At 58.3% G+C, this 17,793-nt stretch carries 16 protein-coding genes and 1 tRNA gene; 7 read left to right on the top strand and 10 right to left on the bottom strand.

Annotation, left to right across the window (positions count from 1 at the left end; all coding sequences use genetic code 11):
* Positions 1 to 5 precede the first annotated feature (5 nt).
* Positions 6 to 3,104: a DEAD/DEAH box helicase gene (locus JZY08_RS02615; protein WP_216330913.1), complete on the top strand. Its 3,099-nt coding sequence runs from the start codon at positions 6 to 8 to the stop codon at positions 3,102 to 3,104.
* 19 nt (positions 3,105 to 3,123) lie between these two features.
* Positions 3,124 to 3,912, top strand: coding sequence for an ASCH domain-containing protein (locus JZY08_RS02620; RefSeq protein ID WP_080842224.1), 789 nt, complete (start codon positions 3,124 to 3,126; stop codon positions 3,910 to 3,912).
* Between the two features lie 43 nt (positions 3,913 to 3,955).
* Here the strand turns inward: JZY08_RS02620 and JZY08_RS02625 are convergent, their stop codons facing one another.
* Both JZY08_RS02625 and JZY08_RS02630 read right to left on the bottom strand, forming a co-directional pair.
* Complete coding sequence (locus JZY08_RS02625) at positions 3,956 to 5,134, bottom strand: hypothetical protein (protein WP_137002489.1); 1,179 nt, start codon at positions 5,132 to 5,134, stop codon at positions 3,956 to 3,958.
* Positions 5,135 to 5,232: 98 nt separating this feature from the next.
* Complete coding sequence (locus JZY08_RS02630; protein WP_080842698.1) at positions 5,233 to 6,099, bottom strand: DUF429 domain-containing protein; 867 nt, start codon at positions 6,097 to 6,099, stop codon at positions 5,233 to 5,235.
* A 449-nt stretch (positions 6,100 to 6,548) separates the two neighbouring features.
* On the opposite strand from JZY08_RS02630, the gene JZY08_RS02635 reads away from it, so the two are divergent.
* Both JZY08_RS02635 and JZY08_RS27770 read left to right on the top strand, forming a co-directional pair.
* Positions 6,549 to 6,941, top strand: a complete 393-nt coding sequence (locus tag JZY08_RS02635; RefSeq protein WP_137002490.1) for a hypothetical protein — start codon at positions 6,549 to 6,551, stop codon at positions 6,939 to 6,941.
* A 97-nt stretch (positions 6,942 to 7,038) separates the two neighbouring features.
* A complete protein-coding gene (locus JZY08_RS27770; protein WP_080842220.1) occupies positions 7,039 to 7,329 on the top strand; it encodes an HNH endonuclease in 291 nt (96 codons plus the stop codon).
* Positions 7,330 to 7,550: 221 nt separating this feature from the next.
* Here the strand turns inward: JZY08_RS27770 and JZY08_RS02645 are convergent, their stop codons facing one another.
* From JZY08_RS02645 to JZY08_RS02660, 4 genes are all read right to left on the bottom strand, one after another.
* The gene (locus JZY08_RS02645) at positions 7,551 to 7,862 is read right to left on the bottom strand and encodes a type II toxin-antitoxin system RelE/ParE family toxin (RefSeq protein WP_216330916.1); all 312 of its coding nucleotides are present in this window, start codon (positions 7,860 to 7,862) and stop codon (positions 7,551 to 7,553) included.
* Entirely contained in the window at positions 7,852 to 8,133 is a 282-nt protein-coding gene (locus JZY08_RS02650) for a type II toxin-antitoxin system ParD family antitoxin (protein WP_216330918.1), read from the bottom strand. Before JZY08_RS02650 ends, JZY08_RS02645 begins: the two co-directional genes overlap by 11 nt.
* Before the next feature lie 304 nt (positions 8,134 to 8,437).
* A complete protein-coding gene (gene mqo / locus JZY08_RS02655) occupies positions 8,438 to 10,171 on the bottom strand; it encodes a malate dehydrogenase (quinone) (protein WP_216330920.1) in 1,734 nt (577 codons plus the stop codon).
* A 387-nt stretch (positions 10,172 to 10,558) separates the two neighbouring features.
* On the bottom strand, positions 10,559 to 10,981 hold the full coding sequence (locus tag JZY08_RS02660) for a hypothetical protein (RefSeq protein WP_216330922.1): 423 nt from the start codon (positions 10,979 to 10,981) through the stop codon (positions 10,559 to 10,561).
* Between the two features lie 264 nt (positions 10,982 to 11,245).
* Here JZY08_RS02660 and JZY08_RS02665 point away from each other — a divergent pair.
* Positions 11,246 to 11,322 (top strand) — tRNA-Pro (locus JZY08_RS02665).
* 241 nt (positions 11,323 to 11,563) lie between these two features.
* Here the strand turns inward: JZY08_RS02665 and JZY08_RS02670 are convergent.
* From JZY08_RS02670 to JZY08_RS02685, 4 genes are all read right to left on the bottom strand, one after another.
* Positions 11,564 to 11,785 carry a hypothetical protein gene (locus JZY08_RS02670; protein ID WP_035241752.1) on the bottom strand — a complete coding sequence of 74 codons (222 nt, stop codon included), beginning with the start codon at positions 11,783 to 11,785 and terminating at the stop codon, positions 11,564 to 11,566.
* Positions 11,786 to 12,285: 500 nt separating this feature from the next.
* Entirely contained in the window at positions 12,286 to 13,767 is a 1,482-nt protein-coding gene (gene cysN / locus JZY08_RS02675; RefSeq protein WP_216330924.1) for a sulfate adenylyltransferase subunit CysN, read from the bottom strand.
* Positions 13,767 to 14,720 (bottom strand): sulfate adenylyltransferase subunit CysD, encoded by a 954-nt coding sequence (gene cysD, locus JZY08_RS02680; RefSeq protein ID WP_216330926.1) that lies wholly within the window; start codon positions 14,718 to 14,720, stop codon positions 13,767 to 13,769. Before cysD ends, cysN begins: the two co-directional genes overlap by 1 nt.
* 28 nt (positions 14,721 to 14,748) lie before the next feature.
* Positions 14,749 to 15,531: a phosphoadenylyl-sulfate reductase gene (locus JZY08_RS02685; protein WP_216330927.1), complete on the bottom strand. Its 783-nt coding sequence runs from the start codon at positions 15,529 to 15,531 to the stop codon at positions 14,749 to 14,751.
* A 204-nt stretch (positions 15,532 to 15,735) separates the two neighbouring features.
* On the opposite strand from JZY08_RS02685, the gene JZY08_RS02690 reads away from it, so the two are divergent.
* Together JZY08_RS02690 and JZY08_RS02695 are read left to right on the top strand one after the other, a co-directional pair.
* On the top strand, positions 15,736 to 16,176 hold the full coding sequence (locus JZY08_RS02690) for an Rrf2 family transcriptional regulator (protein WP_082183884.1): 441 nt from the start codon (positions 15,736 to 15,738) through the stop codon (positions 16,174 to 16,176).
* A 497-nt stretch (positions 16,177 to 16,673) separates the two neighbouring features.
* Positions 16,674 to 17,699 carry a sulfate ABC transporter substrate-binding protein gene (locus JZY08_RS02695; protein WP_082183885.1) on the top strand — a complete coding sequence of 342 codons (1,026 nt, stop codon included), beginning with the start codon at positions 16,674 to 16,676 and terminating at the stop codon, positions 17,697 to 17,699.
* Positions 17,700 to 17,793 lie beyond the last annotated feature (94 nt).

A 17,793-nucleotide genomic window follows, 5' to 3' on the forward strand; every position in this document is an offset into this window, starting at 1 on the left:
AAAAAATGAACTTGGAAGCTTCTTTCTCTCCAGATACAATCACTCTGTCCGCAAAGAACGAGCGCGCGGGTCTACTGCACCGGTTGGTGCGCCGTAGTGTCAAATCTGATCTTCAGAACCTGAGTCCCGACGAACGTTCACTGGCCTTTGCTATTGCCGATCTACGGGCGGCAGCGGACACGCTCGGCGAACAGCTTTCGATCGATTCTGATCGCATCGTCCTGTCCCATCGCATCGCTGCGTCCGTCACCGGTGAAACGGGCGCAGTACTCGGTCTGCCGCCTTTGGTAGAGATGACGCTGAAGACCGATGCGGAGGGAATTGTCGGTTCGTCAGGTTTCCGTCTTAGGTACGAATGGTCGCGCAATGGCCAACGGCAAATGCCACGTCGAACTGGAGCCATTCTGGAAACCGCAAACGGTTTGCGACGAATTCCTATGTGGATGATGGACGCCATCGCCATCGCCGACGCCTACCGGCCGGATGGAAACGACGCCGCCGATTGGGAGGCGCTAGGACGTTTCCGCAAGGCACTTGATCCTGGTGCTGTCAGCGGAGCCTCGGACGAGGCGTCGCGTATCTCGATGACAGATTTTCTGAGCGGTCTGGAGGTGCGTCTCGTCGACCGCTTCTCACTCTCGCCAAAGGGGGAGACGGACTTCGACGTGGTGCCGTTCTCTGGTGATACCTTGGAGGTGCATGGTAGCGCTTCTGAAGCCGCCGAGGTTTCCGAGTCCATGAGCGAGGTACAGGGACTAGACCTGCAGCGATTTCAGACATTGGTAAGAGGAAGAGGGGCGCTGCCCGCCTATCGATTATCTCCTGGTCGTTATGTGGTGGTAGAACAGTCAGCGTCACCGGCCCTTGCCGTGATGGCTGAAATGCAGAAGGCAGCACCCGAGGAGCGGCGCGCCTTCATCCGTAATCCCTTGCCACGAGTAACGGAAGCAATGGAGGCGCAGCTCCGTTCTTCCGGGCAATTGGATGGTTTGTCGCCCCAGGCCGAGCAGGAAGCCATAGAGGCAGCGGTTGGTCCCGTACTTGTTGAAACCCGAGAATTTTCCGAACGGGTTACTGGCGTCGTCAAGTATGAAAAGCCGGGTCTCGGCGAGTTCGAGGATAGCGGGACAAGCTGGCTGCCGGAGGACTTCAGCGCGCGCCTGATCGATATCCTCGACAGGCAGGATACTGCCGAGCTGCAGACCCTGCGCGAGCGCGTCCAGGAAGCAATTGAGGCTGGAAGGCCGACCGTCGATTTCGAGGATTTGGAGGTCCCCGCTCGACCGGAAATGCTGCAGCTCATCGACGAGCGGATGGTGTCGGGAGACGCTGACGACGGTGGCGAGGATGAGGCAAAACCAGAAAAGGTGGGCCCATTCGTTCTCGATACCGAAGTGAACTACGACGATCTCAAATGGCTCGCTAAGCTCAGGCCGCGCATGTCCGAGTTGCCGGACACCCTACCCGAGGGCATTCGAACGCCGTTGAAAGGGCATCAGAAGGAGAGTTTCATCTGGCAGGTTGGCGCGTGGCGGGCCGGATTGCCGGGCGTCCTCAATGCCGACGAGCAGGGCCTCGGCAAAACTCTCCAAACCATCTCTTTCCTGGCCTGGCTCAAGGAAGTGATCGCTCGTCCTCAAGCCCAGAGCCGGGGGCCTGTTCTCGTTGTTGCGCCAACATCCCTTCTCGAAAATTGGGAGCAGGAAGTCGCCCGACACATGCACGAGCCTGGGCTGGGTCATCTGATCCGCCTCTATGGGTCGAGTATCGGTGGACGCAAGCTGACGGGAGCGAAGGGAAAGGACACGGACGATGGGGAGGCCAAGCTTGACTTGGGCGCGCTGCATGAAGCCGTGGCAGAGGGGCGGGCGCATCGCTACTGGCTTCTCACCACTTATACGACGCTGACGAACTATCAGCATTCGCTGGCTCGCATACCCTTTTCCGCCGTTGTCTTTGACGAAATCCAGGCCTTGAAAAACCCTGTCAGCCTCCGTGCAGTTGCTGCCCGTTCGATCAATGCTGATTTTCGAATTGGCCTCACCGGTACACCCATCGAGAATGCGACTGTTGACCTCTGGGCAATCATGGACCAGCTGGCACCGGGATCGCTCGACAGCCTCAAAGATTTCCGTCAACGCTATGCGAAGCCAGAGGAAGACAACATGGCCGAGCTGCACGGCAGGGTTTTTCTGCCCCGTGGCGGCACGCCGCCGCTTGCTGTCCGCCGCCTGAAGGAAACGGTCGCAACCGGTCTGCCCGCCAAATCCCGTCGTATTCACCCCCGCCTGATGCCGGATGTTCAGGCCTTGGCATATGACGATGCCCGACTGAAGCTTGCGCGAGGCGGCATGGGCGCGCAGCTCAAAATGCTTCATCACATTCGCAGCGTTTCCGTCCACCCGGCGCTGGAAATCAAAGCAAGTAATGATGAGTTCGTCGTATCGTCTGCGCGGCTACAGGCTGCCATGGATATCCTGAATCGCATCAAAGCGAATGGCGAACGTGCCCTTGTCTTCATCGAGCACCGGCAGATGCAGTATCGCTTCATCGAGTTGGTTCGCAGTGAACTAGGTCTGCCGCGCGTCGATCTCATCAACGGTGACACTCCCATTCCTCAACGTCAGGCAATTGTGAACCGGTTCCAGCGCCATCTGGATGACGACCAGGGGTTTGACCTGCTGGTTCTCGGTCCAAAGGCAGCGGGCACCGGGCTGACGCTAACGGCGGCGACCCACGTCATCCACTTATCTCGATGGTGGAATCCGGCAGTTGAGGAACAGTGCAACGATCGCGTACACCGGATTGGCCAGACGCGGCCTGTTACAGTGCATTTGCCCATGGCCATTCACGAAGGCTATCGGGAGCAGTCTTTTGACTGCCTCCTCCAGAGCTTGATGATGCGCAAGCGTCGCCTCGCCAGTTCGGCGCTTTGGCCCATGGGGGACGTCGATGACGACGTTGCTGGCCTTCAGAAGGGCATGGCGTCCGAGCGGTTAGGCATGGAGGCTGACCCTCTTGGCAAGACCATGGCGGCCATGTTTGCTCGCGACGAGCTGGAGTTGCCGCCGCGAGAAGCTGACGGTTCCTACCCCATCCATTGATACAGAATGGCAGATTTTCATGAATGACATTTGGGTGAGCAAAGGGCTGGTCATCGACGCGCCTTGGATCAGTTTGATCTTGAGTGGCCAGAAAGATTGGGAGATGCGCTCCACCGGTACAAGCCACCGCGGATGGTTTGGCTTGATCTGGAAAGGGATGGGGAGCGTCTATGGCGTCGCACGATTGGCCGGCGCCGGCGGTCCTATGAGCCCGCAGGAAATGATCGAGGCTTTTGAACACCACCGTATTCCAGAAGAGATGATCCGTTCGGGTGCGGTTGCCAAATGGAAGAGGCCCTGGTTTCTGGCTGATGTTGTGAGGCTTCCCTCGCCAGTGAGTTACAAGCATCCGAACGGTGCCGTGACCTGGGTCGCGTTAAGCGAAAGCGTAAGCTTGGCCATTAGGGATCAGATTGCAGCGCTAGCTGACCCGCTCCCGGAGCCGGCGCCGGTGATGAACCTGGAAGCAAATGGCACGCCCCCGGACCCTGTGTGGCGTCAAATCGGCGAAAGCGTTCTTACCCAAGGCAACATCGATCACAATCACATTTATCTACGTGAATTTTTTGATCGATTTCCAAAGGGGGCCGTGGGTGGTTCGAACAAATCAGAGAGGGCCTCTCGTGAGATATCGATCGTGTGGGATGGCGGTCCGTTGGTTGTCACCGATCTGGATGGATCGAAGAAGTTTTTCCGAGCGAGGGGCTGGATAGGATCGTTCTTCCGCCATAACGCTGCTAGGCCCGGGGATCATGTACTGGTCGAAGAAGGCGCGCCCTATCAGTACAGGGTTCGCATCCGAAGGTGAATCAGCCGAAGGCTGTGTTTGATTGTGGTAATGGTCTCGGCGTTCACTCGGCAGATTCGCTTCTCACAACCCTTCCAATGCGGGAAAGACGGCTCGCGATTTCATCAACAGACATCTCTCCTGACGCTGCCATTGGAGTGGCATCTGGCCTCGGTTTCCCAGGTTGCCGGGTCTTGCCATGCGGTTCGTTGTCTGTGGGTGCTGCCGGCTTGTCATTGAACATTAGGCCCAACAAGAAATAGACGAGACGGGGCGTCCATTTTGAGCCTGACGCTGTCTTGTAGCCTTGTGCGTTGAGGCGAACGGCCACATCTCTCGGCTTTCTCGTCCCTTCTTTGGCGTACGTCCTTACGACTGGCTCCAGCTTGCCGAATAAATCAGCAAGTTCGACCTTCTTGTTATTGAAATGCACCATCTCCGCCTTGGTCATGTCATACTTCGAACCGTTAGCGCTGTTCGGCTTTTGTTTCTTCCGGATCAGTTGCGGTTGGTTCGACCTATTAGCTGGCTGGGAGACTGGGCGCGGTATGGTCGCGGGCCGCTCTACCACTGACCGTGCCGGCGCAGGAGTAACCCATGTGCCAGCGGTGAACACCACAGGCAGCAAAGTCGCGCGCTCGACAAACGAGATTCGATCGCCATTGACACTGATAAACTCGCCGACCTCGAACAGCGGCATTTCCGAGTGGCAGGTGAACCTGAATGTTTCATTCGTCTCGGAGTCCAGGAACTCGCCCTCAACTTTATTTTCGTGGCCCCGTCGGTCGACCGCTAGAACGACAACAAGTGTCCACTCGCCTTCGTACCGCCGGCCGAACGTCCGGAACTTGGAGAGGCCCGCGGCACTGGACGCGCTGAGTAATTCCTTTACTTCCCCTTTGTTGCGGCGCGTTGGCCGGTTTACTGGTCCGGTGGCCAACGAGACCGATGCGCGGGGGTTATCTGTGCATGGGTGTTTTGGCCAAGGGGGGCCGAGATCATCGAAATAGACGCGGCTCCCCGCGGCGTTCGCGTAGAAGAAAACTGGTGCATTGCAGCAAGGGCAACGCGCGTTGGGGTTTACGTAGCATCCGGAAACCGAATTAGCTCCCCGCTGCTTCAGAAGAAGGCGCGCATCGCGCTCGCGAAAGCTCTGCGTGTAGTCCGCGAGCGCCGCTCTTGACCGACCGAAATTCACACACCAGCCGCAGGTGCAATCGCTATAGTGATTGTGGCCCGTCACGCTCGTCTTTCCACCTTCCGTTAGATGATAGATTTGCAATGTAACCAAAGATGGCGCACAGGTAGCAGCGTGTCCAGATAGGACGCGGCATGCGGAAATTATTTCCCCAAGGCCGGGGTTGCGTTTGTCGTCGAGGCAAGTGGTGTCGGTATCCAGATCGCGGACGTGTCGTCTCCAAATGGGATCGCGCGTCCCTGAAGCGCGCAGATGGCAACCCAACAGCAGACGATTGCATCCAGCATGTCTTCAAAGGCCTTTAGCTCCACCGCACTCGCCTTCGGCTCGATCGGCGGCAACATTCGCCCAACACCGGAGATGTTGGCTTCGAGCAGACTAACAATTTCGTACCATTGAAAGAGAAGATTTTCTCGCCGTTGTTGGGCATTGATGCTCGGCCAATATTTCCGAACCTTCTGCGCCTTGTAGGGCAACCGCTCTACGGCACAAGCGAGCTCAACCAAGGCGGGGTGAGGATAAACCTCAATCAGAGCTCGTGGAAAAATTGCCTCTGTGGCCAAGGCGTAGCCCTCACCTTCGGCCTGCGCGCGCAATGTGTCGCTGATGATGCCCGGGCGAATGTCACTCGGTGAGTGCGTGCTACATTTCCGACCACCATAGGCTCGTGATACCGCATCATCCGACCGGCGCCGGCCGACAATCGGAGAATTTGACAGGGGCATGTCTATGGCGACGATGTCGATCGGCGCTGCAGCCAATTTCCTCCCAGCTTGGAGAAGTGCCCTGACATCCGGTGTTCTTCCGAGAGGCTTGGGTTCGCAAACAAGACTTTCATCAGCCAAAGCCTGAAAGCGTTGATACGACGGAGCTACTGCTCGAAGCTGCCATTCATCGCCAATTAGGACGGCGAGCGCGACGCCACTCGGTTGTGTCAAAGTCCACGCAGCGTCTATGCCGATGACAGCTGCACGAGCGCCGCCGGTCGCTGCATCCCATTCTTGGCTCATCATTCCTCTTATGGGGCCTGGATGCTGCGAATATACTGATAGATGATTGTTAATCATTCCAAACAAATATTCGCCGATTCTGATTGATGTGCTGTAATTTATCCCGAACTGAAGGGAACCTATTCAGGTTGGTGTATTGCATTTCCTGAAGAGATTGGGCCAGGGGCGTGCTAAAGTACAGTCGGCGTGTTGCTGAGAAGCGGTTTTCAAGTGTTTATGTGCCCGTTACCGGGGACCAGTGCATTTATTGCGGCATGCCAAGCGACGGCAGAGTTGACCACCAGCCGCCTGTCTATGTTCTTCACCGCTTCGCCAAAGGTGGGCTCGTCACCAAACGAGAGATACGGAACCAATTTGGCCAGTGTAAGCTGGTTCCTTGTTGCACCATTTGCAATATGGGGCTCGGTGCGTTCCATGGCTCAGCTGACATTGAGCGTAGACGAGAGATTGTGAACTGGTTTCTCCCCGATGAGCGTTATCCCGAAGATAACCTGATCTTGGGTCTAGGACACAAACTCTTGGAGCAAAGACTACGCGGGAACCGCGGCGTCGAGGTCTACGAGTTTCCCGGCGTTGGACGTTCCATCTACCTAAGTGCTTTGCTTGGCTTGATCAACGGCGAATACGATAGCCCTGAAGCCTTCCCCCCTTGGCTGCGGCAGTCCCAGTCTGAACTCGCAGGTTGGCTTCGTGGAGCGCCGAAACGCAAGAGCCGGTATTTTTTGGATATGGCCAACCTTGCGAGCTACGACCTACTTCCTCACGCGCGCAGCGATCCTCGCGGCCAGTTCGACGATTCTCAAGACGATCTTTTCGGCAATAGCGCTTCGGATTTAGAATAGAGGTGAGGGACACCTGTTGACGGCAATAGCACTGACGAATGCAAGAACCAGGGCCGCTTCCCGCCAAGGGTGGCTTTGTTACTATTGCGGGCTGCCGATGTGGGAACGCGATCCCCAATTGTTCGTCCGGCGGTACGGAGTGTCGCGAAAGGAGGCGCAACGCTTTCGCTGCACAGCGGAGCACCTTGTTGCGCGCCACCAAGGGGGAAATAATGGTCAGGCAAACATTGTCGCCGCCTGCCAGTTTTGCAATCGAGCTCGACATCGAAGAAGGGAACCCTTGTCATCCTCCGATCATATCGCCCACGTTCGCAAACGCCTCACGCGAGGGAAGTGGTTGCCACATCATCTGTATGCGCTATTTTACACGGCTAGCCGGGCGACGTAGATTGAGTGTGTCTCAGAAGGAATGCGAAGGGCGACAATCGAGTCTACGCGGAAATAATTTCCGCACCCTTCCATATTCGCCCGGACTGCCGCTCCGGAATGTCGTACAAGAGTGTCGTACAAGCATATTAGGTGATCAGGATTTGTTAACCTTCTCAAAGACTTGAAAAAGGGCAATTTCCTTAGCTGGGAATCCTGGCGCCCCAGCCATCTATTCCAAAGTCAGAACAACGTTCGCAGGTCCCGGCGACCATCGATCACGCGAACGATTTCCACGGAATATATTTCGCCGCCATCGGTATCCGGCACGGTTTCGTAGAGAATGATATAAGGTGCTTCGACGAGCATACGGGCGGACGGAAAAATTTCCGGGTGGCGCTCGCCCATATGAGGATGGTCAACCAGGCGCTCCGCTTTGGCGCGGAACCGAGCGAAATATCGCTCTGCGGCAAGAGGCTGTGATTTGCCAATATCGATGTAGATTTTCTTCACATCGCTGCGCGCGCGGGGCGTCCAGACAAGCTTAGTGGTCACGATTTTTCAACGAGGCCAGTTCTGCACGCGCTTCATTGAGCGCCTCGTCAAAATCCACCTCGGTTGAACCGCCACTGGCTTTGCCCTCAGCCCACAACGCGCGCAGCTTGGCGATGTCGTCCCGTCGCTGGAGCCATTTTGCAGACCAGTCTCGCATCGCTTCACGAATGACTTCGCTGCCGCTGGCATAAGCACCGCTTTCCACGGCATCACGCAAGATTTCGGCGTGCTGGGGCGTCATCGAAACGCTGATCTTTTCAACGTTGGCCATGGTTATCTCCATCATCCGGTGGGAATTATTACCACCAAGTAGGTTTCGGGGCCAGATATTTCGGTGGCGATATATCCGATCATGGTCAGCCTACCACGCTACGCTATAACCCAGGATACCGTTAAGCGCGAAAACCTGTCCTCCGTCATCCTCGGGCTTGACCCGAGAATCCACGATCCGTTGAAGTGAATGGATCCTCGGGTCAAGCCCGAGGAGGACGTCGAGTGCGGAGGAAGGCGTGCATCAACAAAAACGCCGCGCATCCAGAGACACGCGGCGTTCAATCCTAAATCGCAGCTAAGCCTTAAAGCGCGATATCCGGAACCTTCTTCACCGGCGCACCCGCAGGCGCCGTTGCGGCGCCCTTCAGCGCCTCAAGGTCGATCTGCGGCGGGGTGGGCAGCTGCAGGTGTTCGGCGGTATAGGCCCATTCCTGCTGCACCTTTTCCGGGTCGTCATTGAGCTTGGTGCCGTAGCTCGGCACGATCTGGCGAATCTTGGCCTGCCATTCAGGCGTCGCCACCTTGTCCTTGAAGACCTTTTCCAGAACGCTGAGCATGATCGGTGCTGCGGTGGAAGCGCCCGGCGAAGCGCCGAGCAGGCCGGCGATGCTGCCGTCCTTGGCGGCGACGACTTCGGTGCCGAGCCGCAGCACGCCGCCCTTTTCTTCGTCGCGCTTGATGATCTGCACGCGCTGGCCGGCCTGCCACAGGCGCCATTCGCCCTGCTTGGCATTGGGGAAATATTCCTTCAGCGCGGCAAAACGGTCGTCATCCGACATCATCAGCTGGCCGGCGAGATATTCCACCAGCGGATATTCATCGATGCCCACCCGCACCATCGGCCAGGCATTGCTGGTGGTGACGGAGGAGACGAGGTCGAAATAGGAGCCTTCCTTCAGGAACTTGGTGGAGAAGGTGGCGAAAGGCCCGAACAGGATGACGCGCTTGCCGCCCAGCACGCGGGTATCGAGATGCGGTACCGACATGGGCGGCGAGCCGACCGAGGCCTTGCCATAGGCCTTGGCCAGATGCTGCATCGTCACGTCGGGGTTCTCGTTGATAAGGAACGAGCCGCCCACGGGGAAGCCAGCATAGTCATCCGCTTCCGGAATGCCGGACATCTGCAACAGATGCAGCGCGCCGCCGCCGGCGCCGATGAACACGAATTTCGCATCCACCACCTGTTCGGCATCGGTCTTGGTGTTGGTGTAGGTCACGCGCCAGCTGCCATCGGCATTGCGCTGGATGTCGGAAACCTCGCTATTGACCTGCAGGTCGAAATTCTGGTCGCCCTGCAGATGCGAGACGAATTGCCGGGTGATTTCGCCGAATTCCATGTCGGTGCCGAGCGGCGACCATGTCGCGCCGATCTTCTGGGAAGGATCGCGGCCTTCCATCATCAGCGGCACCCACTTCTTGATCTGCTCGGGATCGGTGGAATATTCCATGCCGGCGAACAGCGGGCTGGCTTTGAGCGCCTGATAGCGCTTTTCCAGATAGGCGACGTTTTCATCACCCCAGACGAAGCTCATATGCGGCGTGTGGTTGATGAAGGAGCGCGGGTTCTTCAAAACGCCGTTGCGCACCTGCCATGCCCAGAACTGCCGGGAAATCTGGAAGGATTCATTGATGTTGACGGCCTGGCTGATCTTGATGTTGCCGTTGTCGTCTTCCGGCGTGTAGTTGAGTTCGGCGAGCGCCGAGTGGCCGGTGCCGGCATTGTTCCAGCCGTTCGAGCTTTCAAGCGCCACGCCATCCAGCCGCTCCAGCATCTGCATCGACCAGGTGGGTTCGAGTTCACGCAGCCACACGCCGAGTGTCGCGCTCATGATGCCGCCGCCGATCAGAAGCACGTCGACCTTCTTGGCGGCCGTGTTGGCGAGAAGCGGAGAAGAGGGCAGCGCCGCTGCGGCAATCCCGGCGAGCGCACCGCCCAGAACCTGTCGGCGGTTCATGGGAAGTGCGTGGGAAAGGGTGGTTTCCTGGGAAAGATCAGTGAGCTGGGATTTGTCTTGATCGATGGGAGTCACGGCCATACCTGATTCTTGTTTTGTGTTAAAAACATTCCTCCCGAACGCCCCGTTATAGCAAAGCGCAGACCCGCACAACCCGGACTCATTCACTCCAGTTCAAGCGTTTTTGCAGGGGTTTTGCCGGGACATAAGGTCGCAACGGCGAATTTCACGGCTTTGCCGATCGTCATTTTTTAGGGTTGCGAAGATTAGGCGCGGCTTTCAAACGGTTGAAAAGGGCCTGCACGCCGGATGTCGCGAAAAGCCGGGTGATCCACCCTTTGCCAGACGGCGACGACCGAGTCGTGCCGCGATAGGCGAAATTTTTTTCAGAAAAATGACAATAGTCCCCAAAAAGTGAAAGGCCCGCCGGTTCGGGCGGGCCTTGTTTTCTGTCTTCGGGCTGAAAACTCAGTTTGCGGCGAGGAATTCCACGCAGTAGCTCGGACCGTTGACGCCGGGACGGTCGGAGACCGTGCGCACCGAGGTGATCTTGTAGTCGCTGGAAACGACGAGCTGCACCGTGCAGGAGAGCGAGGCGGTGCGGGCAGGCGAGATCTGTCGACCCTTCTTGCCGTCCTTGCCCTCTTCGAACTTGGCCGGAATGGTGGCCTTCTTGTAGCCGCCGCGCCAATTATAGACGGTCGAGCTGCCTGTCTCCGTGTCGCTCAGCGGCGGGCCGAATTTTGCGAAGAAAATACCTGCCGACTGACCGACCCACCGCGTTTCCACGGGGCTCTTCTGGGTGAAGGAAGGGGTGGAGCCGCCCGTGGAGGTGGTGCAGGCCGAGAGCGCAATGGCAAACGCTGCAAGCGTTACGCTGCGAAATAGCATGGTGAAATGTCCTTTGTGCCGTGTCCGGCTTTCCGCCGGTCATTCCGTTCCCCTAGCAGATTTGACGGCGACGGGCAGGGGAGGCGTGCTGCCTGACGAAAATTTCCTGCCACAATTGCTTTTTTGTAACGTTTTCGGCCATCCCGGCCCGCGCCACGGACACCAGTCGGCCACCCTTCGCCACGTCGGGAGAACTTGTCATAAAAAATGCAATATGCCGCTTGTCGAATGCCGGAGGCTGGTCTATAGAAGCGCCGCTGGTCACGGAGTGTAGCGCAGTCTGGTAGCGCACCACGTTCGGGACGTGGGGGTCGGAGGTTCGAATCCTCTCACTCCGACCAGCTTAAGCCCAATAGTTCCCGAGGGCTTGAAACCAATCCCGATAGTTCCTGAAAATCCCTCGAAGTCTTGTACCGAAACCGGACCGTTTAGAATGCATTCGCGCACCCGCGCCTGCAAATCAGAGCTTAACGACTTCACGGGCAGTCAGCTACTCATTCCCGCCAGTGCGAGAACGAGTAAAACGCGGACAACAGCTTCGGACAAAAGTAATAGCCTCAACGTAAGTGCGGTCTATCGCCATTAGCGATAGCGGTAATCACCACGCCAGTCCCGACGGTCGCGCCAATCCCTTCGGTCGCGCCAGTCGCGACGGTCATAGTCACGATAGTGGCGGTCGCGGTCATAGCTGCGGTAATAAACGCCGGTCGTATAATATCCGCCGCTCCGGTATCCTCGATCGTCGACACAGCCGCTCAGGATGCCCACCGAAACCAGGCAGATCGCTGCGGTCAGAATTTTCATGATCTTCATCTCCCAATGACGGACTCTAACGTGCGCTTGAGTACGCAGTTCCATTGCTGGTCCATTGCTGTGAGAGTGAGCTGTCGACCATTAACCGGGCCTGAACGCGGCTCCACGGGTTTCCCCTGTCGATGGTCGTGGCTGGACTATCCGGGCACCACGCAGGCTGCAACGCCAGTGCGAAGTGGTGCCACCGCGCTCGCCATCTTCCCGGCTCAGCTTGCGTTCGGAAATCTGATGCGTTTGCCGGTATCGACTGCAAAGAAGCCATTCTCAGCGCAGCCATAGGGAACGCAACCGCGCCTCGCCCGTTATCCATTCACAACGACAATGGAGGATAACATGCTAAAGGGTATTGCGCTGTGGGCTATGGGCGTTCCGGTTGTGGTGATCATTCTGCTTTATATGTTCGTGTTTTAAGCGGCGCCTCACACAACGGCCCGCAAACGAAAAAAGGCGACCGCATCGCGGTCGCCTTTTCTGTTGGTATCGGAACGTCCTCAGTCCAGATTGCTGATCAGTCGCGAGGCTGTTGCGCCATCCGTGCGGCGGATGTCGATTTCGTCGCGGTGTTTGGCCAGCAGTTCGCCTGCCAGAAGCTTCTCAGCCAGATGCGCGGGCAGGGACAGGATGACCCGGTCGCCCTGTTCCTTGGTCGCGCCAACGCTGCGCTTGCCGGTGATCATGCCGCCCGCAACCGTGTTGTTGGTATCAGGGTCGATCAGGATGAAGGAGCCGGTTGCCCGGTTCTGCTCATAGGCATCGAAGATCGCCGTCTCGTCAAAGGAGAGCCGCACCTTGCCGATGGCGTTCATGGAGAGCGACGTCTCGTGCGCCTGCCATTCGCCTTCCTTGAGGTTGAGCTGGCTCACCGGCTGCACGCTGACGCGCTGGCGGCGGCTGCCGCTTTTCAGCCAGTAGCGCTTGCCCGCTTCGATGCCGCCCGGTTGCAACGCCACGATCTGTGCATCGAAGGCAAGCCCCGTCTGCGGCTGCGCCTCGATGGAAACAATCATGTCGCCGCGCGAGACGTCCACCTGACGGTCGAGAACGAGCGTGACGGCATCACCCGCCACGGCCGCGTTACGCACCAGATCGAAAGTGACGATCTGCTTGACATTGGCGACCATGCCCGATGGCAGGATGACGACGCTGTCGCCCGGCTTGACCGAGCCACCGGCAACCGTGCCCTGATAACCGCGGAAGCTCTCACCGGGTCGCGATACGCGCTGCACCGGCAGGCGGAAGCCGCCGGACTGTGCGGAGCGAACGGTGGCAAGCTCCAGCGTTTCGACGAGCGTCGGACCTTCATACCAGGGCATGGAGGCCTTGCCTGACAGCACGACATTTTCGCCCTTCAGCGCCGACATCGGAATGGCGGTAATCTGCTTGATACCGAGATCGGAGGCGAAATCGCGGAACTCGTGGGCGATCAGCTCAAAACCGGCCTTGTCGTAATTGGTCAGGTCGATCTTGTTGACGGCCAGCACGAATTGCCTGATGCCCATCAGCGCGGCGATGGTGGCGTGGCGGCGTGTCTGCTCCAGAATGCCGGTGCGCGCATCGACCAAGAGCACGGCAAGATCGGCCGTGGAAGCGCCGGTTGCCATGTTGCGGGTATATTGCTCATGGCCGGGCGTATCGGCAACGATGAAGGCGCGCCGATCGGTGGCGAAATAACGATAGGCGACATCGATGGTGATGCCCTGTTCGCGCTCCGCCTGCAGGCCGTCCAGCAGCAGCGCGAAATCGGGCAGGCCGAGATCGTTCTGTTTGCCGCTGTCGCGGTGCAGGGTTGCGGCCTGGTCTTCCTTGACGGCCTTGGTGTCCCACAGGAGACGGCCGATCAGGGTCGACTTGCCGTCATCCACGCTGCCGCAGGTGATGAGGCGCAGGGGGCGCGTGTCGCGCGCCGCCTTCGAATGCTCGGCAAAGGGCAGAATGGTGGCGGAAGAGGCGTTGGGGGTCGCAGCAGCACTCATCAGAAATACCCCTCGCGCTTCTTCTTCTCCATCGAGCCGGACTGGTCGCGGTCAATCGCGCGACCCTGCCGTTCGGAAACGGTGGCGATTTCGAGCTCGGCGATCACGTCCTGAAGCGTCGCCGCCTCGGAGCGGATCGCGCCGGTCAGCGGGAAGCAGCCGAGCGTGCGGAAGCGGATCGAGCCATGCTTGATCTCTTCGCCGGGCAGCAGTTCCAGACGCTCGTCTTCAGCAAGGATCATCATGCCGTCGCGCTCGATGTAGGGACGCTCGGCAGCATAATAGAGCGGCACCAGCGGAATGTTTTCCGCCTCGATGTAACGCCAGATATCGACTTCGGTCCAGTTGGACAGCGGGAAGGCGCGCACGCTTTCGCCCTTGCGGACCATGCCGTTGTAGATGTTCCACAGTTCCGGACGCTGGTTGCGCGGGTCCCATTTGTGGTCGGGCGTGCGGAAGGAATAGATGCGCTCCTTGGCGCGGCTCGCTTCCTCGTCGCGCCGCGCGCCGCCAAAGGCCGCGTCGAACTGGCCGGCATCCAGCGCCTGGCGCAGCGCTTCTGTCTTCATGATGTCGGTGTAAAGCGCCGAACCATGGGAGAAAGGCGTGACGTTTTCGCTCGCACCGCGCGGATTGGTATGGGAAATCAGGTCGAGATCATATTCCTTGACGATATTGTCGCGGAATTCGATCATTTCCTTGAATTTCCAGCCCGTATTGACGTGCAGCAGCGGGAAGGGGATGCGGCCGGGGAAGAAGGCCTTGCGCGCCAGGTGCAGCAGCACGGAACTATCCTTGCCGATGGAATAAAGCATCACGGGATTGTCGAATTCGGCGGCGACTTCGCGGAAGATGTGAATAGCTTCGTTTTCAAGCGCCTTCAGATGGGGATCGAGCGGCGGCTTGGATGCGACAGTATTCTTGCTGTCCGTCTCGTGGACTGCGTTGGACATTGTGAACTCCGGGAGATGGTCTGAATGATTATCGTTGCGGGATGGCGGAAACGGCGGATGTCTGCTCCGCACCGGCGACGTGAAGACCGCATTCGCGCTTCTCGTCGTTTTCCCACCACCATCGTCCGGCGCGCTCAGGCTCGCCGGGCTTGATGGCGCGCGTACACGGCTCGCAGCCGATGGAGGGATATCCACGCGCATGCAACGGATTGACGGGGATGTTTTCCTGGGCGACATGCGCCCGGATGAGGTCTATATCCCAGTCAGCCAGGGGATTGATCTTGATGAGATTTCGCTCGGCGTCGAATTCGGCGAAAGGCGTCGTGGCGCGATTGCCCGACTGGCCGCGACGAAGGCCGGTGATCCAGAAGGCGGCGCCGTCCAGCGCCTTGCCAAGCGGGATCAGCTTTCTGACATGACAGCAGGCGTGACGAGCTTCGACACTCTCGTAAAAGCCGTTGAGCCCGTATTTTCCGGCATAGGCGTCGATATCGTCCTGCTCGGGCCGGAAGCGGCGGATTTCAATGCCAAAACGCTCCTCGGTTTCATCGATGAGATCGACGGTTTCCTTGAACAGGCGGCCGGTTTCTAGTGTCACCACATCGATCGGCAGGCGGTGAGTGCCGATGGCTGCCGTAATGACCTGATCCTCGATGCCGAGGCTGGTGGTGAAAACCGCGCGTCCGCCGAGGCCTGCGATAAACGAAAGCCGACCCGCCAAATCGAGCCCGGCAAGCGTGGCATCGAGGGAAGCGGTATCGGCAGAGGCATTTGCTGAATTGATCGTCATTGTCACGTCCGGGATTTCCATGGCCGATTATTGTTGAAATCCGGCCTCTGGAACAGAAATGACAGTCTTTGTGCGCTGCACTTGAGAGCAAAAATGCCTCACGCGCACGTGGTATGAGCAAAAGATGCCCGTTCACCTTCTTTGCAGCTTGGATTTGAATTGTGACAACTTCTGCGCTAAGCCGGAATTGCCGGGTTTCCGGGCTTGTGGTCTACTGGTTTTACGATGATTTCGCAGAAGGCAAAATATGCGCTGAGGGCGCTCCTTTCGCTGGCCAAGGCCGACGGCGCCTGTCCTGTGCAGATTTCCGACATTGCCCGTGAGCAGGCCATTCCGAAAAAGTTTCTGGAGCAGATCCTTCTCGAAATGAAGAAGGAACGTATCGTCGAAAGCCGACGCGGCAAGCAGGGCGGTTATCTCCTGGCGCGTCCGGCCTCGGATATCACCTTCGGCGAGGTGCTGCGCCTCATCGACGGGCCGCTCGCCCCCTTGCCCTGCCTCTCGCAGACGGCCTATCGCCGCTGCGAGGATTGCGATGGCGAAAAGCAATGTGAAATCCGCCACGTCTTTGCCCGTGTGGCCGACGCCACCCGCAACATCCTTTTCAATACCACGATTGCGGATGCCGTGGCCGGTGTCGATGTGCCCGAGCTTTTGACGGCCTGACCGCTCGGCGGCATTTGGCCTGCGCCCGCTGTTCCCCACTCTCATTCCTGTGCCTGTCACAGGAATCTAGCCAGCCCAAGTCCTTGGGCTGAGAAGAGTCTTTTCGCCGCGCAGACGCGCGTCGGCTGGATTCCTGTGACAAGCACAGGAATGAGGGGAGGGACAGGGTGCGCCGTGTCTACCCTGAGCTTGAGCCCGCTGAACGGACAGCCCTGTGCTGATACGTCTCTCCCATCCCCTCGCACCTCCCGACGAAAAAATCGTCTAAAACCCCATAATATTTTTCGCCGTCAGCGTAAAAAATCGTCGAAAATGTGAAATGCTTTTGCATTCAGCAAAGTTTTACACGACGCTTGTTGCGCCTTTCGCTTATGCTGCGCTGTATTTGTTGCCCGGGGAAACGCTCTCGGGAAACACTTTTTCGATCGTATTCAGCCTCATTGACCAACTCTACTCAACCGGTAGAGTTAAGCCATCGCAATCAGGAGGGAATACCGATGTCCAAGTTTCTGTCCGGTTTGAGCGCTGTCGCTCTCGGCCTGTCCCTGACATTGGGGGGCGTTGGTTCGGCGGTTGCACAGACCAAGCTTCTCAATGTGTCCTACGATCCGACCCGCGAACTCTACAAGGATTTCAACGAGGCCTTCGCCAAGAAGTGGAAGGCTGACACGGGTGAGGATGTGACCATCCAGCAGTCGCATGGCGGCTCCGGCAAGCAGGCGCGTTCTGTCATCGACGGTCTGGAGGCGGATGTGGTGACGCTGGCGCTGCAGAGCGATATCGACGCCATCGTCGAAAATTCCGGCAAGATCAACAAGGACTGGCGCTCCCGCCTGCCGCATAATTCCTCGCCTTACACCTCCACCATCGTGTTCTTGGTCCGTAAGGGCAACCCCAAGGGCATCCATAATTGGGGCGATCTGGTGAAGGGTGACATCCAGATCGTCACGCCGAACCCGAAGACCTCGGGCGGCGCACGCTGGAACTACCTTGCCGCCTGGGCCTGGGCCAATGAAGAGTTCAAGGGCGACAAGGACAAGATCAAGGCCTATGTCGGCGAGCTCTACAAGCGCGCCCCGGTTCTCGATACTGGCGCCCGCGGCTCCACGGTCACCTTCGCACAGCGCCAGATCGGCGACGTGCTGCTGGCCTGGGAAAACGAGGCCTATCTCGCCGGCCAGGAATTCGGCGCTGACGCCTTCGATATCGTCGTTCCGCCGATCTCGATCCTTGCCGAACCGCCGGTCGCCGTGGTTGACGCCAATGTCGACGCCAAGGGCACCCGCAAGGTGGCGGAAGCCTATCTGCAATATCTCTATTCCGACGAAGGCCAGAATATCGCGGCGAAACACTTCTATCGTCCGTCGAACCCGGCTGTGGTCAACAAGGATCTGCTCAAGCAGCTGCCCGATATCAAGCTTGTCACCATCGACGATCCGCAGTTTGGCGGTTGGGCCAAGGCGCAGCCTGAACATTTCGGTGATGGCGGCATCTTCGACCAGATTTACAAGCCCGCCAAGTAAGCGGATGATGGGCTGAAAGAGATTGCCCGCCCGAAAGGGAAACAGAATAACAGCAGCTCGATCGACCGGACACCATGCCGGTCGATCCTTTATA

The sequence above is a fragment of the Rhizobium sp. X9 genome (genome assembly GCF_018873185.1).
GTDB lineage: Bacteria > Pseudomonadota > Alphaproteobacteria > Rhizobiales > Rhizobiaceae > Agrobacterium > Agrobacterium oryzihabitans.